Raw genomic sequence first — 12,805 nt, 5'->3', positions numbered from 1 at the left:
GACGGATATGGCAGGGCTGCCCGGGTGGTGCCGCAGGCGCGGCGGGGCTGTGGAGGGGCATTCAAATGGCGTGAGCAGAAGATGTGAGGCAGCGATCAGGGGCGGACGGATTCCTGCCCAGTCTCCTCCGGCGGGGCGGCAGGGGTGGCACTCGCCGGCTCGCGGGCGCCACGCGCTTCTTCCAGCCGCGCAAGACGTTCTTCCACGCGGCCGAGGCGCTGCTCCACCGACTCGAGAAGATCCAGCGCCCGTTCCATCTTCGCCTTGACCGCAAAGACCGCAAAGGGGAGCACCAGCCAGACGGCCACCACGAACAGGCCGAGAATCGCCATCATAACCATCATGCCGCCGAAAATTTCCATCTTCCGCTCCCTGGGCGCTGTTGAGCGATCTCATTCCCGTCGCAGGGTACCCCTCACCCCCTTAAAAGTCAATCACGCCGGAGGGCTGCCCCCTCGGCGACGCCGGCGCAACACCAAAAAAATGCTTGCGTTTTTCCTGCCCCATGCTACCATGCCTAAATTTTAAGCAACAGGCTCATACAACCGTCAACACATGATCCGTTCTCTTGCCATAGGCTCCCTGACCCTGGGAAACAACCTCATCCTCGCCCCCATGGCCGGGATAACCAACCTTCCCTTCCGCCTTCTGGCCCGCGAGCAGGGGGCAGGTCTTTGCTTCACCGAGATGGTGAGTGTGAACGGACTCGTCCGGGAAGGCAAAAAGAGCTTCGAGCTCCTGCGGAGCGTGCCTGAAGATCGCCCCCTCGGCATCCAGCTTTTCGGCGACGATCCGGACGTCATGGGCCGGGTGGCGGCCATGGTGGAGGAATACGGGGACCTCATCGACATCAACATGGGATGCCCCGTGAAGAAGGTGGTGGGGACCGGCGCCGGGAGCGCCCTCATGCGAGAGCCGGACAAGGTGCGGGCCCTTGTCAGGGCCGTCCGGCGGGCCACGCGGCTGCCGCTGACCGTGAAGATCAGGAGCGGGTGGAGCTGCGAAGACGCCAATTTTCTCCAGATAGCCCGGATTGCCGAGGAGGAGGGATGCGATGCCGTTACGCTCCATCCCCGGAGCAGGGCGCAGATGTTCGAAGGCACGGCCGACTGGACGAAGCTCGCCGAACTGAAGCGGGCCGTCGCCATACCGGTCATCGGCAGCGGCGACCTGTTCAGCGCGGCCGACGTGGCCGCCATGCTCGACCGGACCGGCTGCGACGGGATCATGATCGCCCGCGGCGCATTGGGAAATCCGTGGATCTTCAGGCAGGCCCTGGACCTGATGGCCGGCCGCGAGCCGTCGGTCGCCTCCCCGGCCGAACGATTGGCAGTGGCCCGGAGGCATCTGGCCCTGTTCATGGAAATGGCCGGCGAACGGGTAGCCGCGCGGGAGATGCGCAAGCACCTGGGCTGGTACTCCCACGGACTCCCCGGTGCGGCGCAGTTCCGGAAGGAAATCAACGAGATTGAGGGCAATGGCGCCCTGATGGAGGCGGTGAGCCGCTTTTTCACGGCCGCGGAGGCGCCATGACCCCCGAAGAAAAGAAAGAGGAATTCATTGGCACCGTGATCGACAGTGTCGGCGACGGCGTCATCGTCATCGACCTGGACGGACGGATCGCCCTCATGAACCCCGCTGCGGAGGAGATCACCGGCATTTCGCGACGGCAGGCCCTGGGACATCGCTTTGACCTGGTCTTCCATCGGGAGTCGGTACTGCGGGAAATGGTCGGCAAGACCGCTGCCAGCGGCATGACCATATCCGACCACGAAAACATCGTCATCCGGAAACTGAAACAACTGACGCCGGTTTCGGCAACCACCTTCCCCCTCATGCTCCCCCATGGCGAAACCATCGGGACTATCCTGGTGGTGCGCGACATCACCAGCATTCGGGAACTGGAAAATGCCGTCCGCAACGCCGACCGGCTCTCAACCCTGGGGACCCTGGCAGCGGGGCTGGCCCACGAGATCAAAAACCCCCTGGGGGGCATCAAGGGAGCGGCCCAGCTCCTGGAGCTGGAGCTGCCCGCCGACAGCGAGCTGCGCGACAACGTCCGGATCATGCTCAAGGAGGTGGAGCGGGTCAATCGGATCGTCGAGGAACTGCTGGCCCTTGCCTCGCCCCGGGGGCTGCAACTGGGCAAGGTGAACCTCCACAAGGTCATCGGCGACATCCTCACGCTCCAGAAGCGCTCGACCGAAGGGAAGAACGTCGCCTTCCAGCAGCAGTTCGATCCCAGCATCCCGCCCATACTTGCCGACGAGGGAATGCTGACCCAGCTCTTCCTGAACCTCGTGAGGAATGCGGTCGAAGCCGTGGGTGACGACGGTTGCGTCCGGGTCGCCAGCCGGGTGATATCCGACTACTCCATGACCCAGAAGGGTGAGCGGCGTTCGCGGATGGTGGCCATCGACGTGGCCGACAACGGCCCCGGCATCCCGCCGGAGCGACTTGGACAGCTCTTCACCCCCTTTTTCACCACCAAAGCCAAGGGAACGGGTCTGGGGCTGGCCATCTGCCAGAAAATCGTGACTGAGCATCGGGGGATGATCAAGGTGGAATCGGCCCCCGGCAAGGGCACCACCTTCACGGTGATGCTCCCTCTGATTCAGTAGCCGGGAACGTTCCCTTGCATGTTCACCCCCATATCCACAGTTCGAGGTCTGCAATGGTACTGAACCGCATATTGGTTGCCGACGACGAAGAGAGCATGCGCTGGGTCCTCTCGAAGGCCCTGCGCAAAAAGGGATTCACCGTGGACCTCGCCCGCGACGGGGAGGAAGCTTTGCGCCTGGTCCAGTCCAACGAGTACGACCTGGCCATCCTGGACATCAAGATGCCCGGGTTCACCGGGCTGGAACTGCTCGACAAGGTGCGGGAGCTCAAGCACGATCTCCTCATGGTGATCATGACCGCCGAGGCGAGCATGAAAAACGCCGTGGAAGCCATGAAGCGGGGGGCCTACGACTACATAACCAAGCCCTTTGACCTGGACGTGATCGATGCCATCATCGAAAAGGTGAACAAGGCCCGGGAGATCACCTCCCAGATGACCATCCTGCGGGAAGAGCTGAAAGAGCGCTACCACCTGGAGAAAACCGTCATCGGCAATTCTCCTGCCATGCGGGAGGTCTACAAGACCATCGGCAAGGTTGCCCCCAGCGACGTGACCGTTCTCGTCCAGGGGGAGTCGGGAACCGGCAAGGAGCTCATCGCCCGGGCCATCCACTTCAACTCCAAGCGAATCGGCAAGCCGTTCATCGCCCTCAACTGCGCCGCCATTCCCAAAGAACTGCTGGAAAGCGAACTCTTCGGTTTCGAAAAGGGGGCGTTCACCGGCGCGGTCGAGCGCAAGCTGGGCAAGTTCGAGCAGGCCAACGGCGGCACCATCTTTCTTGACGAGATCGGCGACATGCCCCTCGACCTCCAGGCCAAGATCCTGCGGGTGCTCCAGGAGAAGGAAGTGACCCGCACCGGCGGCAGCCAGAACATCGCAGTGGACGTGCGGATCGTGGCGGCCACCAACCAGAACCTGGAGGAACTGGTCCGCAAGAAGCAGTTCCGGGAGGACCTCTTCTACCGGCTCAACGTGGTGCCGATCCAACTGGTGCCGCTGAGGGAGCGAAAGGAAGACGTGCCCCTCCTGGTGGCGTATTTCCTCCAGAACGCCTGCGCGGAACTGGAGGTTTCATCAAAGAAATGCTCCCCCGAAGCCATGGCGCTCCTCACCACCCACAACTGGCCGGGCAATGTGCGGGAATTGGAGAACACCATCAAGCGGGCGGTGATCCTCTCGTCGGATCCGCTCCTCATCACCTCCGACTTCCCGGGGTTGTGTTCCCGCCAGGCAGCAGGCGAAGCACCCGCGGCGGACGATCTCTCCCTGGAGGCACTGGTGGACATGAAGCTGCGGGCGAGCCTTACCAAGCTGGACAAAATGGAGAGCGGGGATATCTACAACCTTGTCCTCAAGCAGGTCGAGCGCCCCCTCATCCGCTTCGTCCTGGAAAAGACCCGGGGCAACCAGGTGAAAGGGGCGGAGATCCTCGGCATCAACCGCAATACGCTGCGCAAGAAGATCCAGGAGCTGGGGATCGAACTGAGAAAAGACTGAAAGGAGGAAGCATCTGATGAAAATTATGGAGAAATTCTTCCTCGACCGGCAGCAGGCAGTGCTCGTGGTCATCGACGTGCAGGAAAAGCTCTGCGCGGCCATGGACCCGGAGGTTCTGGAACGCCTCACGAAGAATACCGGCATTCTGCTGGAGGCCGCCCAGGAGCTCGGCATGCCGGTGGTTGCCACTGAACAGTATGCGAAAGGCCTCGGCTGCACCCTTCCGGTCCTGAAGGAGAAGATCGGGGGAGACGCCTGCGAGAAGATGACCTTCAGTTGCTGCGGCGACGAAGCGTTCCTGAACCGTCTCGCGGCACTGGGACGCAAGCAGGTCATCATCACCGGCATGGAAACCCATGTCTGCGTGCTCCAGACGGTTATCGAGCTCCTGGAGCGGGGCTACCACGTCCACCTGGTGCGGGATGCCATCATGAGCCGCCGCAAGGAAAACTGGTTCGTGGGCATGGAAGTGGCGCGGGACGCCGGCGCGGTCATCACATCCACTGAAACGGCCCTGTTCCAGCTCCTCCGCGTGGCCGGCACCGATGAGTTCAAGAAACTGTCGAAACTGGTGCGCTAGCGGATCGCTATCGCACGCCACCCATGGGCCGTCCGAAGGGGACGGCCTTTTTTTATTGTTGAATGCGCCGGGCTTCCCGGCATCACGGATTCGGGGAATAAAAAAGCCCCCTCTCCCAGGAGGGTAGGACGAGGGGGCACCAGAACGGGAGAATGGGTTAAAAGAGGAAGGTTACCTTGACGGAGAACCCGTTGATGAGCGGGTCCAACTGCCGGGAAATCCGCTGGCTCTGCTCGCGGATTTCGTCATGGGGTGCCAGGTCAGCGTAGCCGATTTCGATGGGAACGCCGCCGCAGTTGAGCGTCACATCGCCGGCGGGGCTGGCTGATATGCTGAAAAAGGTGGCATCAGATCGGGAGACGGGTGAGGCGGGAGGGGAAGAAACGATGGCCGATGAATCATGGCCGGCGGCCGATGCGAGGTAGGCGGGAATCGAGTCCGCCAGTACCGGCGTCGCCGCAACAGCCACAACGAACAGTACGGCCGCACCAACGGCCGTGCCCCATCTGCGACAATACTCCCGAAAAACTCCCATTGCTCGTCTCCTTCCGGCACCGGATAAAGAACAAGCCGGGGCCGAACGTCGTCGTGCTGACATTTCGGCATCCCGGCTGTCTCAGAGAGACCCTGTGGGCTTTCCGTCCCACCCTCGCGGATGGTTTAGTATTGTCGTGTATCAACAATATGCGGTTTGCATGTGTAATGCAAACCGCATACCACCCAAGTAACGCTACTGTTCCCCTTTTGAAACCCACCATTAAAGAGAGCGCGCGACGAATCGAAACGACCGTGCGGTGACCTTTTCCGTCGTCCGATGACGAAAAAGGTCGCGATCAGGCGGCAAGCCTCCGTGCAATCACGTCGTGATTGAGCCACAGCACCGGAGCCTGGGGCACCCAGGAATGATCGAACATGAGGCGCCCCACCGCCTGGAAGACCGACTTGGAAAGCTCTGCGCAGACGATGCTCCTGGGATCGGCGTTCATGGCCATGAGCGCGTCCGACGCGGTGAGCATCAGGGCGGCCTGCTCCGGCGTGTTATGGCGGGGCCACTCTTCCAGCTTGCCGAAGGATGCCAGAACCGGCGAAGCAAGGTAGGCATCGGCCTGGGCCAACACGGCGTCCATGGTTTCCCCTTCCTTGAGCAGCGCCTGGCACGCGGCGCGGATGCCGGCTGCCGCGGAGGAGCCACCTTCCCGCACAAGGGCGTCCAGCAGCGGATACAGGGAAAGTTCCACCCCGAGGAACAGGGCGCTGGAATTCGTCTGGATCTCCGGCGAATTGTAGACCGTGGCCTTGACACCCTGCTGCCAGGCCCGGCAGGCCCATTCCTCAAGGCGGATCTTGGCCCACCCCTGCAGATAGGGGGTGTAGGATTGCCACCGGTACTCGCCGCCGACGAGCACCTCGCAGCCATGGTAGCCGTAGGCTGCGTAGGAAACCCTGGCGCCGGCGCCTTCCGCCCGCGCCCGCAGCGGAGCGGTGGCATCCACAAGGGCACCGAAGGTGTCGGCGGTCACCTCGTCGAAGGACAGGCTGCACAGCCGCCCCACGTCGGAGTTCCAAAAGAGCTCCGAGGGGAGGAAGCGGTCTCCCTGGCCCTTGAACACGCGGTTGAGAAGCGGCATGAGGGTCCGGGCGCGGGGAATGCCACCGGCCATGGTGTGCACGATCAGGAGATTGGCCCCCGCCGGGACGAGCCCGTCGAGTTCCCGCGCGAACTCGGCCAGGTTGCTCCGGAAGCGGGCGAGCCCCTTCCGGCGCGACTCTTCGATGGCGGCCATGTCAAGGGCGGTTGTGGCTACGGTCTCGGGCTTCACCCCCTTGAGCCGGTCGACCGGGGTGAGCCCATCGCCGGCAGGCTCCAGATCGAAACCGGCTTCCAGCGGGACATTAATGATCTTTCCCCCCAGGTTCGCCTCGGCTTCGGCCAACTCTTCGGCAGTAAGGGGGCGCACCGGCCCGTTGTTGTCGCGGCGGCCCACCGTGGCGCCGACAATGGTCATGCCGGCCTTCCGGGCCTCGTCAACGATGCCGTTGGCGTAGCCGCGGCCGAACAGCTCGCCGAAGAGGACGAAAACATCGCCGGGGCCATAGCCGGCAGCGGCGGGAACGTCACGGAGCGGAGTGTATGTGGTCATGATTGATTCCTCGATTCGTAATGGTACTGACGGCCGGCCACCGGGGCCGGCCGGTTCCGGAGGATGAGCCGGGCTGCAGAGCGGGCGGCACGCTACTCCTTATCCTCCACATCCACGATCAGGCCGCGACCGAAACAGACGCCGCGCTTGGCCGACTTGATGAAGTCAATGAGGTAGCGGACATCGTCGGTGATGTGGAGGGAGCGCTCCACCTCTGCCAGGGCGTTCTGCATGTTGAGACCCGAGAGGAACAGGAGCTTGAAGGCATTTTTGAGCGCCCGGACGCGGGACTGGTCGAAACCGTTGCGCTTGAGGCCCACCAGGTTCAGGGCCTTCACCGTATGGGTGTCGTCCATGATGCAGAAGGGAGGCACGTCGCGGGACGTGCGGGACAGCCCCCGCATCATGGCAAAGGTACCGATGCGGCAGAACTGGTGCACAACGCTGTTGCCGGAGATGATGGCCCGGTCCTCCACCACCACGTGGCCTGCCAGCAGCACGCCGTTGACCAGGATGATGTTGTTGCCGAGCACGCAGTTGTGCCCCACGTGGGAGTTTACCATCAAGAGGTTGTTGTCGCCGACCACCGTTTTGGTGCCGGGACGGTTCCCCCGGTGAATGGTGACGTGCTCGCGAATCATGTTGCCGTTGCCGATGATGGTCCAGCTCTCCTCCCCCTTGTAGCCGAAGTCCTGGGGATCGTGGCCGACGATGGCACCGTAGTGGATAGTGTTGTTCTCGCCGATCTGCGTCCAGGGGCCGATGACGGCGTTGGCCATCACCCTGGTGCCGGCGCCGATGGAGGAGTGGTCCCCCACGATGACGTTGGGGCCGATTTCCACGCCGGCGGCAATGGTGGCGGAGGGGCTTATGTGGGCGGTCGGATGAATGTTAGTAGTCATGATGCTTCTCCAGATTCTCGAACTTGGTGAATTCGCCGTTGAACAGCAGGTTGACGGAGCCTATGGGGCCGTTACGCTGCTTGCCGATGATGATCTCGGCGTCCTTCTCGTGCCCCTTGGTGCAGGAGCCGTCGCGCTTCTTGCAATCATCGCAGTAGACGGCGTCGCGATACACGAACATGATCACGTCGGCGTCCTGCTCGATGGCCCCCGATTCCCGCAGGTCACTCATCATGGGGCGCTTGTCGGTGCGGCTTTCCAGGCTCCGGTTGAGCTGGGAGAGCGCCACCACCGGCACCTCCAGCTCCTTGGCCAGGGCCTTGAGGGAGCGGGAGATTTCCGAGATCTCCTGCTGGCGTGACTCCTGGCTGGAGCCGCGCATGAGCTGGAGATAGTCCACCACGATCATGCCGAGGCCGTTCTCCGCCTTGAGACGCCGGGCCTTGGCCCGCATCTCCAGCACCGGAATGGCCGGGGTATCGTCGATGTAGAGCCGGGCCTTGGCAAGCTTGTCGGCCCCGTGGGTCAGCTTGTGCCAGTCGGTGTCCACCAGGTGGCCGGTCCGCAGGCGGCTGGCATCCACTCGCGACTCGGAGCAGAGCAGACGCATGACCAGGGATTCCTTGCTCATCTCCAGGGAGAACACGGCCACGGGCAGGGGCGAATCGGCATGGGCCGCGGCATACTGGGCGATATTGAGGGAAAAGGCCGTCTTGCCCATGGAGGGACGGCCGGCAATGATGATGAGATCGCCCGGCTGGAAACCGGCAGTCATCTTGTCCAGATCGTAGAACCCGGTGGGAACGCCGGTTACGTGCTCTTTCTTTTCGTAGAGGGTCTCGATCCTTTTGAAGGTATCCTTGAGGATGGTGCCCACCGGGGTGAAGGCGGGGCGGAGCTTGTTCTCGGAAATCTCGAAGATGGTCTTCTGGGCGCCGTCCAGAAGCTCGTCCACCGTGGTCTCCTCGTCATAGCCGCGGGTGACGATGTCGGTGGCGGCGGTGATGAGGCGCCTGGTGACCGACTTTTCCTTCACGATCCGGCAGTAGTAGGCGATGTTGGCGGCAGTGGGGACATAGTCCACCAGGGTGGCGAGATAGGCGCCGCCCCCCACCTCATCCAGCTCTCCCTTGCGCTTGAGCATGTCCGTGAGGGTGATCAGGTCGCAGGGCTCGCTCCGGTTGGACAGGTCGATCATGGCCCTGAATATCTTGCGGTGGGACTCGCGATAGAAATCGTCGGCCTCGATCAACTCCAGACAGCGGTTGATCGCCTCGTTATCGAGGAGCACGCCGCCGAGAATCGACATCTCGGCCTCAATGCTCTGGGGGGGAACTTTTCTCAGATCGACCGCGGACATGACCTGCCTTGGGAAGAAACGCTGGATGTGAGTCGGAGGAAGGGGTACTATACCCCGCGCCGCCGGTCCGGGTCAACCGTTTTGACCGGGCCGGCGGCGCGCCGGAATAATGCGAAGCAACGGGAGGGTACATGCCGGAGTTGCCGGAAGTGGAGACAACCCTGCGGGGGATAGCGCCCCATGTGACCGGACGGCGGGTGACGGCGGTCACGGCCCGGGCAGCCAAGCTGCGGTTGCCGATCCCCCCCGAGTTGGGCGAGCGGCTCACCGGCAAGGTCATCGAGGGGGTGGAGCGTCGGGCCAAGTATCTCCTCTTGCGCTGCGGCGACGGCACGGCCATCATCCACCTGGGGATGACCGGCACGCTCCGGGTCGCTCCGGCCGGCAGTCCGCCGGGAAAGTACGACCACCTGGACCTGGTCCTGGACGACGGCCGCACCCTCCGCTTCAGGGATCCGCGCAAATTCGGACTCGTCCTCTGGACCGGCAGCGACCCCCTTGCCCACCCGCTGCTGGCACAACTGGGGCCGGAGCCCTTCCCACCCCTGTTCAATGGGAGCTATCTCTTCGCGCGCAGCCGGAAGCGGAATACCGCCATCAAGCTTCTGCTCATGGACAACCGGATCGTGGTCGGCGTGGGGAACATCTACGCCAACGAAGCCCTGTTCCGGGCGCGCATCCATCCCGAACGCGCCGCGGGGTCACTCTCTGAGGAAGACTGCGCCACGTTGGCAACCGCCGTCGAGGATGTGCTGCGCGACGCCATTGCCGAAGGAAACGCCACCCTCCACGAATTCATCGCGGCCGAGGTCCCTTCGGGGTATTTCCGCATCGATCTGGCCGTCTACGGGCGAACCGGCAAAGTCTGCACGGCCTGCGGCACTCCCATCGCCCGGACCCGGCTCGGCAACCGCTCCACCTGGTTCTGCCCCCTCTGCCAGAAATGAGCACCACCGGCTGCGCCGGCTCGGCCGGGACGCAACGGGCGGACGGTCAGTTACAGTCGTCGCGCCAGAGACAGCCGTCCTGGCCGCACGAGTCGGCGCGGCCGGTCCCGTAACACGCGTCGTTCCCTTCATCCGACTGGATCGCCCGGACGAGTTCCGCCTTTTTCATGGAGCCGGCCTTGATCCCCCGCTGCTTGGCAATCTCTTTGACTTGCTGCATGTTCATCACTCTCATCCTCCCCATGGGCATGTTGTTTTCACCGCATTACATCACAATACCAGCCGTGTATTGCGGCACCATCACAACGTGATAACGATATCAGGAAATCAGTCCGCTGCAACCGCGGCTCAGCGCCCCCTGTTTCGCGGGCAGGGCGTCGATCTCCTGGGAAACCTTATCGTCACATCTGAAAAAACATTTAATTGTTTCATGAAAAATTCCGCATTTTACTCCCTTGCACTTTCTTGCTCGACAAACTGAGAATTTTTCAATAAAATCCCGCCGTATACTGTATACACTTACGCGGACCACATGGCCCGGGGCGCATGACGATTCCCGCCCGACCCTGCATTCCCGGCCGTCAGCCCATGATCGAAAGGAGAGCACGCGATGTCCACCAAGCCGTTCGTCTACCAGGACCCTTTCCCCCTCGGCAAAGATGAGACGAAGTACCGCAAGATCGAGGGATCCGAGAAGCACGTCACGGTCGAGCAGTTCGCCGGCAAGGAAGTGCTGCGGGTCTGCCCCGAGGCGCTGTCCATCCTCGCCAACGAGGCGATGCGCGATGTATCCTTCCTGCTGCGCCCCGAGCACAACGAGGCAGTAGCGAAGATCCTGCGCGACCCGGAAGCGTCCATGAACGACAAGGGCGTGGCCCTCGCCTTCCTGCGCAACGCCGAGATCTCCGCCAACTTCGAGCTTCCCATCTGCCAGGACACCGGCACCGCCACCGTCATCGCCAAGAAGGGCCAGCAGGTCTGGACCGGCGGCAAGGACGAGGAGTATCTCTCCAAGGGGGTCTACAAGACCTACACCGAGGAGAACCTCCGCTACTCCCAGACCGTTGCCCTCAACATGTACGACGAGATCAACACCGGCACGAACCTCCCGGCCCAGGTCGAGATCCAGGCCGTGGACGGCGATGCCTACAAGTTCCTCTTCATGGCCAAAGGCGGGGGCTCCGCCAACAAGACCATGCTTTTCCAGGAGACCAAGGCGCTGCTCACCCCCGAGAAGCTTGAAAAGTTCCTCGTGGACAAGATGAAGTACCTGGGCACCGCCGCCTGCCCGCCCTACCACATCGCCGTGGTCGTGGGCGGCTGCTCCGCCGACCAGTGCATGAAGACCGTCAAGCTTGCCTCGGCCAAGTACCTGGACGCGCTCCCCACCCAGGGGAATGAGCACGGCCAGGCGTTCCGCGATGTGGAGCTGGAGGAGAAGCTGCTCCAGGCCGCCTACAAGCTCGGCATCGGCGCCCAGTTCGGCGGCAAGTACTTCGCCCACGACGTCCGGGTCATCCGGCTTCCGCGCCACGGCGCTTCCTGCCCCGTGGGGATGGCGGTCTCCTGCTCCGCCGACCGCAACATCAAGGCGAAGATCACCAGGGACGGCCTCTTCGTGGAAGAGCTCGACCGCAATCCGGGCCGCCTCATCCCCGAGCAGTACCGCGGCAAGCACGAGCACGGCGTCAAGATCGACCTGAACCGCCCCATGAAGGAAATCCTCGCCGAGCTCAGCAAGTACCCGGTTGCAACGCCGCTGCTCCTGAACGGTACCATCGTGGTGGGCCGCGACATCGCCCACGCCAAGTTCAAGGAGATCATCGACGCCGGCAAGCCGGTGCCCGAGTACCTGCTCAACCACCCGATCTACTACGCGGGACCGGCCAAGACCCCGGCCGGCAAGCCCTCCGGCTCCTTCGGCCCCACCACCGCCGGCCGGATGGACTCCTACGTCGATCTCCTCCAGTCCAAGGGCGCATCCATGATCATGATCGCCAAGGGGAACCGCAGCCAGCAGGTGACCGATGCCTGCCAGAAGTACGGCGGGTTCTACCTGGGCTCCATCGGCGGCCCGGCCGCGGTTCTGGCCGAGGAGAACATCAAGAAGGTGGAGTGCATCGACTTCCCTGAACTGGGGATGGAAGCGGTCTGGAAGATTGAAGTGGAAAACTTCCCGGCCTTCATCCTTGTGGACGACAAGGGGAACGACTTCTTCAAGCAACTGGGTCTGTAAGCACTGAAGCCCACCACGCCCCCGGCCTCCTGCGGCCGGGGGCGTTTTTGCGCGTATCGGTCAATGGTAGCGGGCCCGTGTGCCGGGGCGCCGGACGGACGCAGACAAAGGATCAGGAACCATGCAAGTCATCGACGACGGCCGCTGCTTCATCTGCGGCAAGGACAACCCCATCGGACTCAAGGCGGAATTCGTCACCGACCCTCACCAGCGGCGCGCCGAGACGCGCGTTCGAATCCCGGAGGTCTTCCAGGGATGGCAGGGGGTGACCCACGGCGGCATCATCTCGGCCCTGCTGGACGAGATCTGCGCGCAAGCCTGCATGGCGAGCGGACTCCAGATAGTGACCAGCGAACTGCGCCTCCGCTACCGCGAACCGGTACCCACCGGATCAGAGATAACGGTAATCGGCCAGGTGACGGGCGAGCGGCGCCGCCTGGTGGATGTGAAGGGGTGGGTCGAACTGGACGGACGGGTCATGGCCGAGGCCGAAGTGACCATGTTCCGGGTGGGGTAATC

13 protein-coding genes and 1 riboswitch are annotated in these 12,805 nt (G+C 63.0%); of the genes, 7 read left to right on the top strand and 6 right to left on the bottom strand.

Annotated elements, in window-relative coordinates; all coding sequences use genetic code 11:
* Positions 1 to 95: 95 nt before the first annotated feature.
* Positions 96 to 362: a hypothetical protein gene (locus AC6CDK_RS02125; protein WP_039645918.1), complete on the bottom strand. Its 267-nt coding sequence runs from the start codon at positions 360 to 362 to the stop codon at positions 96 to 98.
* Between the two features lie 193 nt (positions 363 to 555).
* Here AC6CDK_RS02125 and dusB point away from each other — a divergent pair, with 193 nt between their 5' ends.
* From dusB to AC6CDK_RS02105, 4 genes are read left to right on the top strand one after another with little or no spacing between them, the layout of a single operon-like run.
* Positions 556 to 1,533 carry a tRNA dihydrouridine synthase DusB gene (dusB, locus tag AC6CDK_RS02120; protein WP_192905110.1) on the top strand — a complete coding sequence of 326 codons (978 nt, stop codon included), beginning with the start codon at positions 556 to 558 and terminating at the stop codon, positions 1,531 to 1,533.
* Complete coding sequence (locus AC6CDK_RS02115; RefSeq protein WP_039645922.1) at positions 1,530 to 2,621, top strand: two-component system sensor histidine kinase NtrB; 1,092 nt, start codon at positions 1,530 to 1,532, stop codon at positions 2,619 to 2,621. Before dusB ends, AC6CDK_RS02115 begins: the two co-directional genes overlap by 4 nt.
* Before the next feature lie 53 nt (positions 2,622 to 2,674).
* Positions 2,675 to 4,120 (top strand): nitrogen fixation sigma-54 dependent transcriptional regulator GnfM, encoded by a 1,446-nt coding sequence (gene gnfM, locus AC6CDK_RS02110; protein ID WP_039645924.1) that lies wholly within the window; start codon positions 2,675 to 2,677, stop codon positions 4,118 to 4,120.
* 16 nt (positions 4,121 to 4,136) lie between these two features.
* Positions 4,137 to 4,700 carry a hydrolase gene (locus AC6CDK_RS02105; RefSeq protein WP_192905109.1) on the top strand — a complete coding sequence of 188 codons (564 nt, stop codon included), beginning with the start codon at positions 4,137 to 4,139 and terminating at the stop codon, positions 4,698 to 4,700.
* 157 nt (positions 4,701 to 4,857) lie between these two features.
* Here AC6CDK_RS02105 and AC6CDK_RS02100 read toward each other — a convergent pair whose 3' ends face one another.
* From AC6CDK_RS02100 to dnaB, 4 genes are all read right to left on the bottom strand, one after another.
* On the bottom strand, positions 4,858 to 5,235 hold the full coding sequence (locus AC6CDK_RS02100) for a hypothetical protein (protein WP_192905108.1): 378 nt from the start codon (positions 5,233 to 5,235) through the stop codon (positions 4,858 to 4,860).
* A gap of 63 nt (positions 5,236 to 5,298) precedes the next feature.
* Positions 5,299 to 5,375: riboswitch (cyclic di-GMP riboswitch) on the bottom strand.
* A gap of 158 nt (positions 5,376 to 5,533) precedes the next feature.
* Positions 5,534 to 6,841: an enoyl ACP reductase FabMG family protein gene (locus AC6CDK_RS02095; protein WP_192905107.1), complete on the bottom strand. Its 1,308-nt coding sequence runs from the start codon at positions 6,839 to 6,841 to the stop codon at positions 5,534 to 5,536.
* Between the two features lie 92 nt (positions 6,842 to 6,933).
* Positions 6,934 to 7,743, bottom strand: coding sequence for an acyl-ACP--UDP-N-acetylglucosamine O-acyltransferase (lpxA, locus tag AC6CDK_RS02090; protein WP_039645934.1), 810 nt, complete (start codon positions 7,741 to 7,743; stop codon positions 6,934 to 6,936).
* On the bottom strand, positions 7,733 to 9,103 hold the full coding sequence (gene dnaB / locus AC6CDK_RS02085) for a replicative DNA helicase (protein WP_066357723.1): 1,371 nt from the start codon (positions 9,101 to 9,103) through the stop codon (positions 7,733 to 7,735). Before dnaB ends, lpxA begins: the two co-directional genes overlap by 11 nt.
* 131 nt (positions 9,104 to 9,234) lie before the next feature.
* On the opposite strand from dnaB, the gene mutM reads away from it, so the two are divergent.
* The gene (mutM, locus tag AC6CDK_RS02080) at positions 9,235 to 10,050 is read left to right on the top strand and encodes a bifunctional DNA-formamidopyrimidine glycosylase/DNA-(apurinic or apyrimidinic site) lyase (RefSeq protein ID WP_192905106.1); all 816 of its coding nucleotides are present in this window, start codon (positions 9,235 to 9,237) and stop codon (positions 10,048 to 10,050) included.
* A gap of 46 nt (positions 10,051 to 10,096) precedes the next feature.
* Here mutM and AC6CDK_RS02075 read toward each other — a convergent pair whose 3' ends face one another.
* On the bottom strand, positions 10,097 to 10,276 hold the full coding sequence (locus tag AC6CDK_RS02075) for an SAP domain-containing protein (RefSeq protein WP_039645940.1): 180 nt from the start codon (positions 10,274 to 10,276) through the stop codon (positions 10,097 to 10,099).
* A gap of 384 nt (positions 10,277 to 10,660) precedes the next feature.
* Here AC6CDK_RS02075 and AC6CDK_RS02070 point away from each other — a divergent pair, with 384 nt between their 5' ends.
* Both AC6CDK_RS02070 and AC6CDK_RS02065 read left to right on the top strand, forming a co-directional pair.
* Entirely contained in the window at positions 10,661 to 12,286 is a 1,626-nt protein-coding gene (locus AC6CDK_RS02070) for a fumarate hydratase (protein ID WP_192905105.1), read from the top strand.
* A gap of 121 nt (positions 12,287 to 12,407) precedes the next feature.
* Entirely contained in the window at positions 12,408 to 12,803 is a 396-nt protein-coding gene (locus AC6CDK_RS02065; protein WP_039645944.1) for a PaaI family thioesterase, read from the top strand.
* Positions 12,804 to 12,805 lie beyond the last annotated feature (2 nt).

It is taken from the genome of Geobacter sp. PheSNFMC (assembly GCF_059620965.1).
This window is presented reverse-complemented; position numbering and strand designations above follow the sequence as displayed.

Excerpts from the sequence above, each read along its gene's own strand:
- AC6CDK_RS02065 (WP_039645944.1), top strand. The coding sequence starts at position 12,408 with ATGCAAGTCATCGACGACGGCCGCTGCTTCATCTGCGGCAAGGACAAC.
- gnfM (WP_039645924.1), top strand. The coding sequence starts at position 2,675 with ATGGTACTGAACCGCATATTGGTTGCCGACGACGAAGAGAGCATGCGC.
- AC6CDK_RS02105 (WP_192905109.1), top strand. The coding sequence starts at position 4,137 with ATGAAAATTATGGAGAAATTCTTCCTCGACCGGCAGCAGGCAGTGCTC.
- AC6CDK_RS02075 (WP_039645940.1), bottom strand. The coding sequence starts at position 10,276 with ATGAACATGCAGCAAGTCAAAGAGATTGCCAAGCAGCGGGGGATCAAG.
- lpxA (WP_039645934.1), bottom strand. The coding sequence starts at position 7,743 with ATGACTACTAACATTCATCCGACCGCCCACATAAGCCCCTCCGCCACC.
- dnaB (WP_066357723.1), bottom strand. The coding sequence starts at position 9,103 with ATGTCCGCGGTCGATCTGAGAAAAGTTCCCCCCCAGAGCATTGAGGCC.
- mutM (WP_192905106.1), top strand. The coding sequence starts at position 9,235 with ATGCCGGAGTTGCCGGAAGTGGAGACAACCCTGCGGGGGATAGCGCCC.
- AC6CDK_RS02125 (WP_039645918.1), bottom strand. The coding sequence starts at position 362 with ATGGAAATTTTCGGCGGCATGATGGTTATGATGGCGATTCTCGGCCTG.
- AC6CDK_RS02100 (WP_192905108.1), bottom strand. The coding sequence starts at position 5,235 with ATGGGAGTTTTTCGGGAGTATTGTCGCAGATGGGGCACGGCCGTTGGT.
- AC6CDK_RS02070 (WP_192905105.1), top strand. The coding sequence starts at position 10,661 with ATGTCCACCAAGCCGTTCGTCTACCAGGACCCTTTCCCCCTCGGCAAA.
- AC6CDK_RS02115 (WP_039645922.1), top strand. The coding sequence starts at position 1,530 with ATGACCCCCGAAGAAAAGAAAGAGGAATTCATTGGCACCGTGATCGAC.
- dusB (WP_192905110.1), top strand. The coding sequence starts at position 556 with ATGATCCGTTCTCTTGCCATAGGCTCCCTGACCCTGGGAAACAACCTC.
- AC6CDK_RS02095 (WP_192905107.1), bottom strand. The coding sequence starts at position 6,841 with ATGACCACATACACTCCGCTCCGTGACGTTCCCGCCGCTGCCGGCTAT.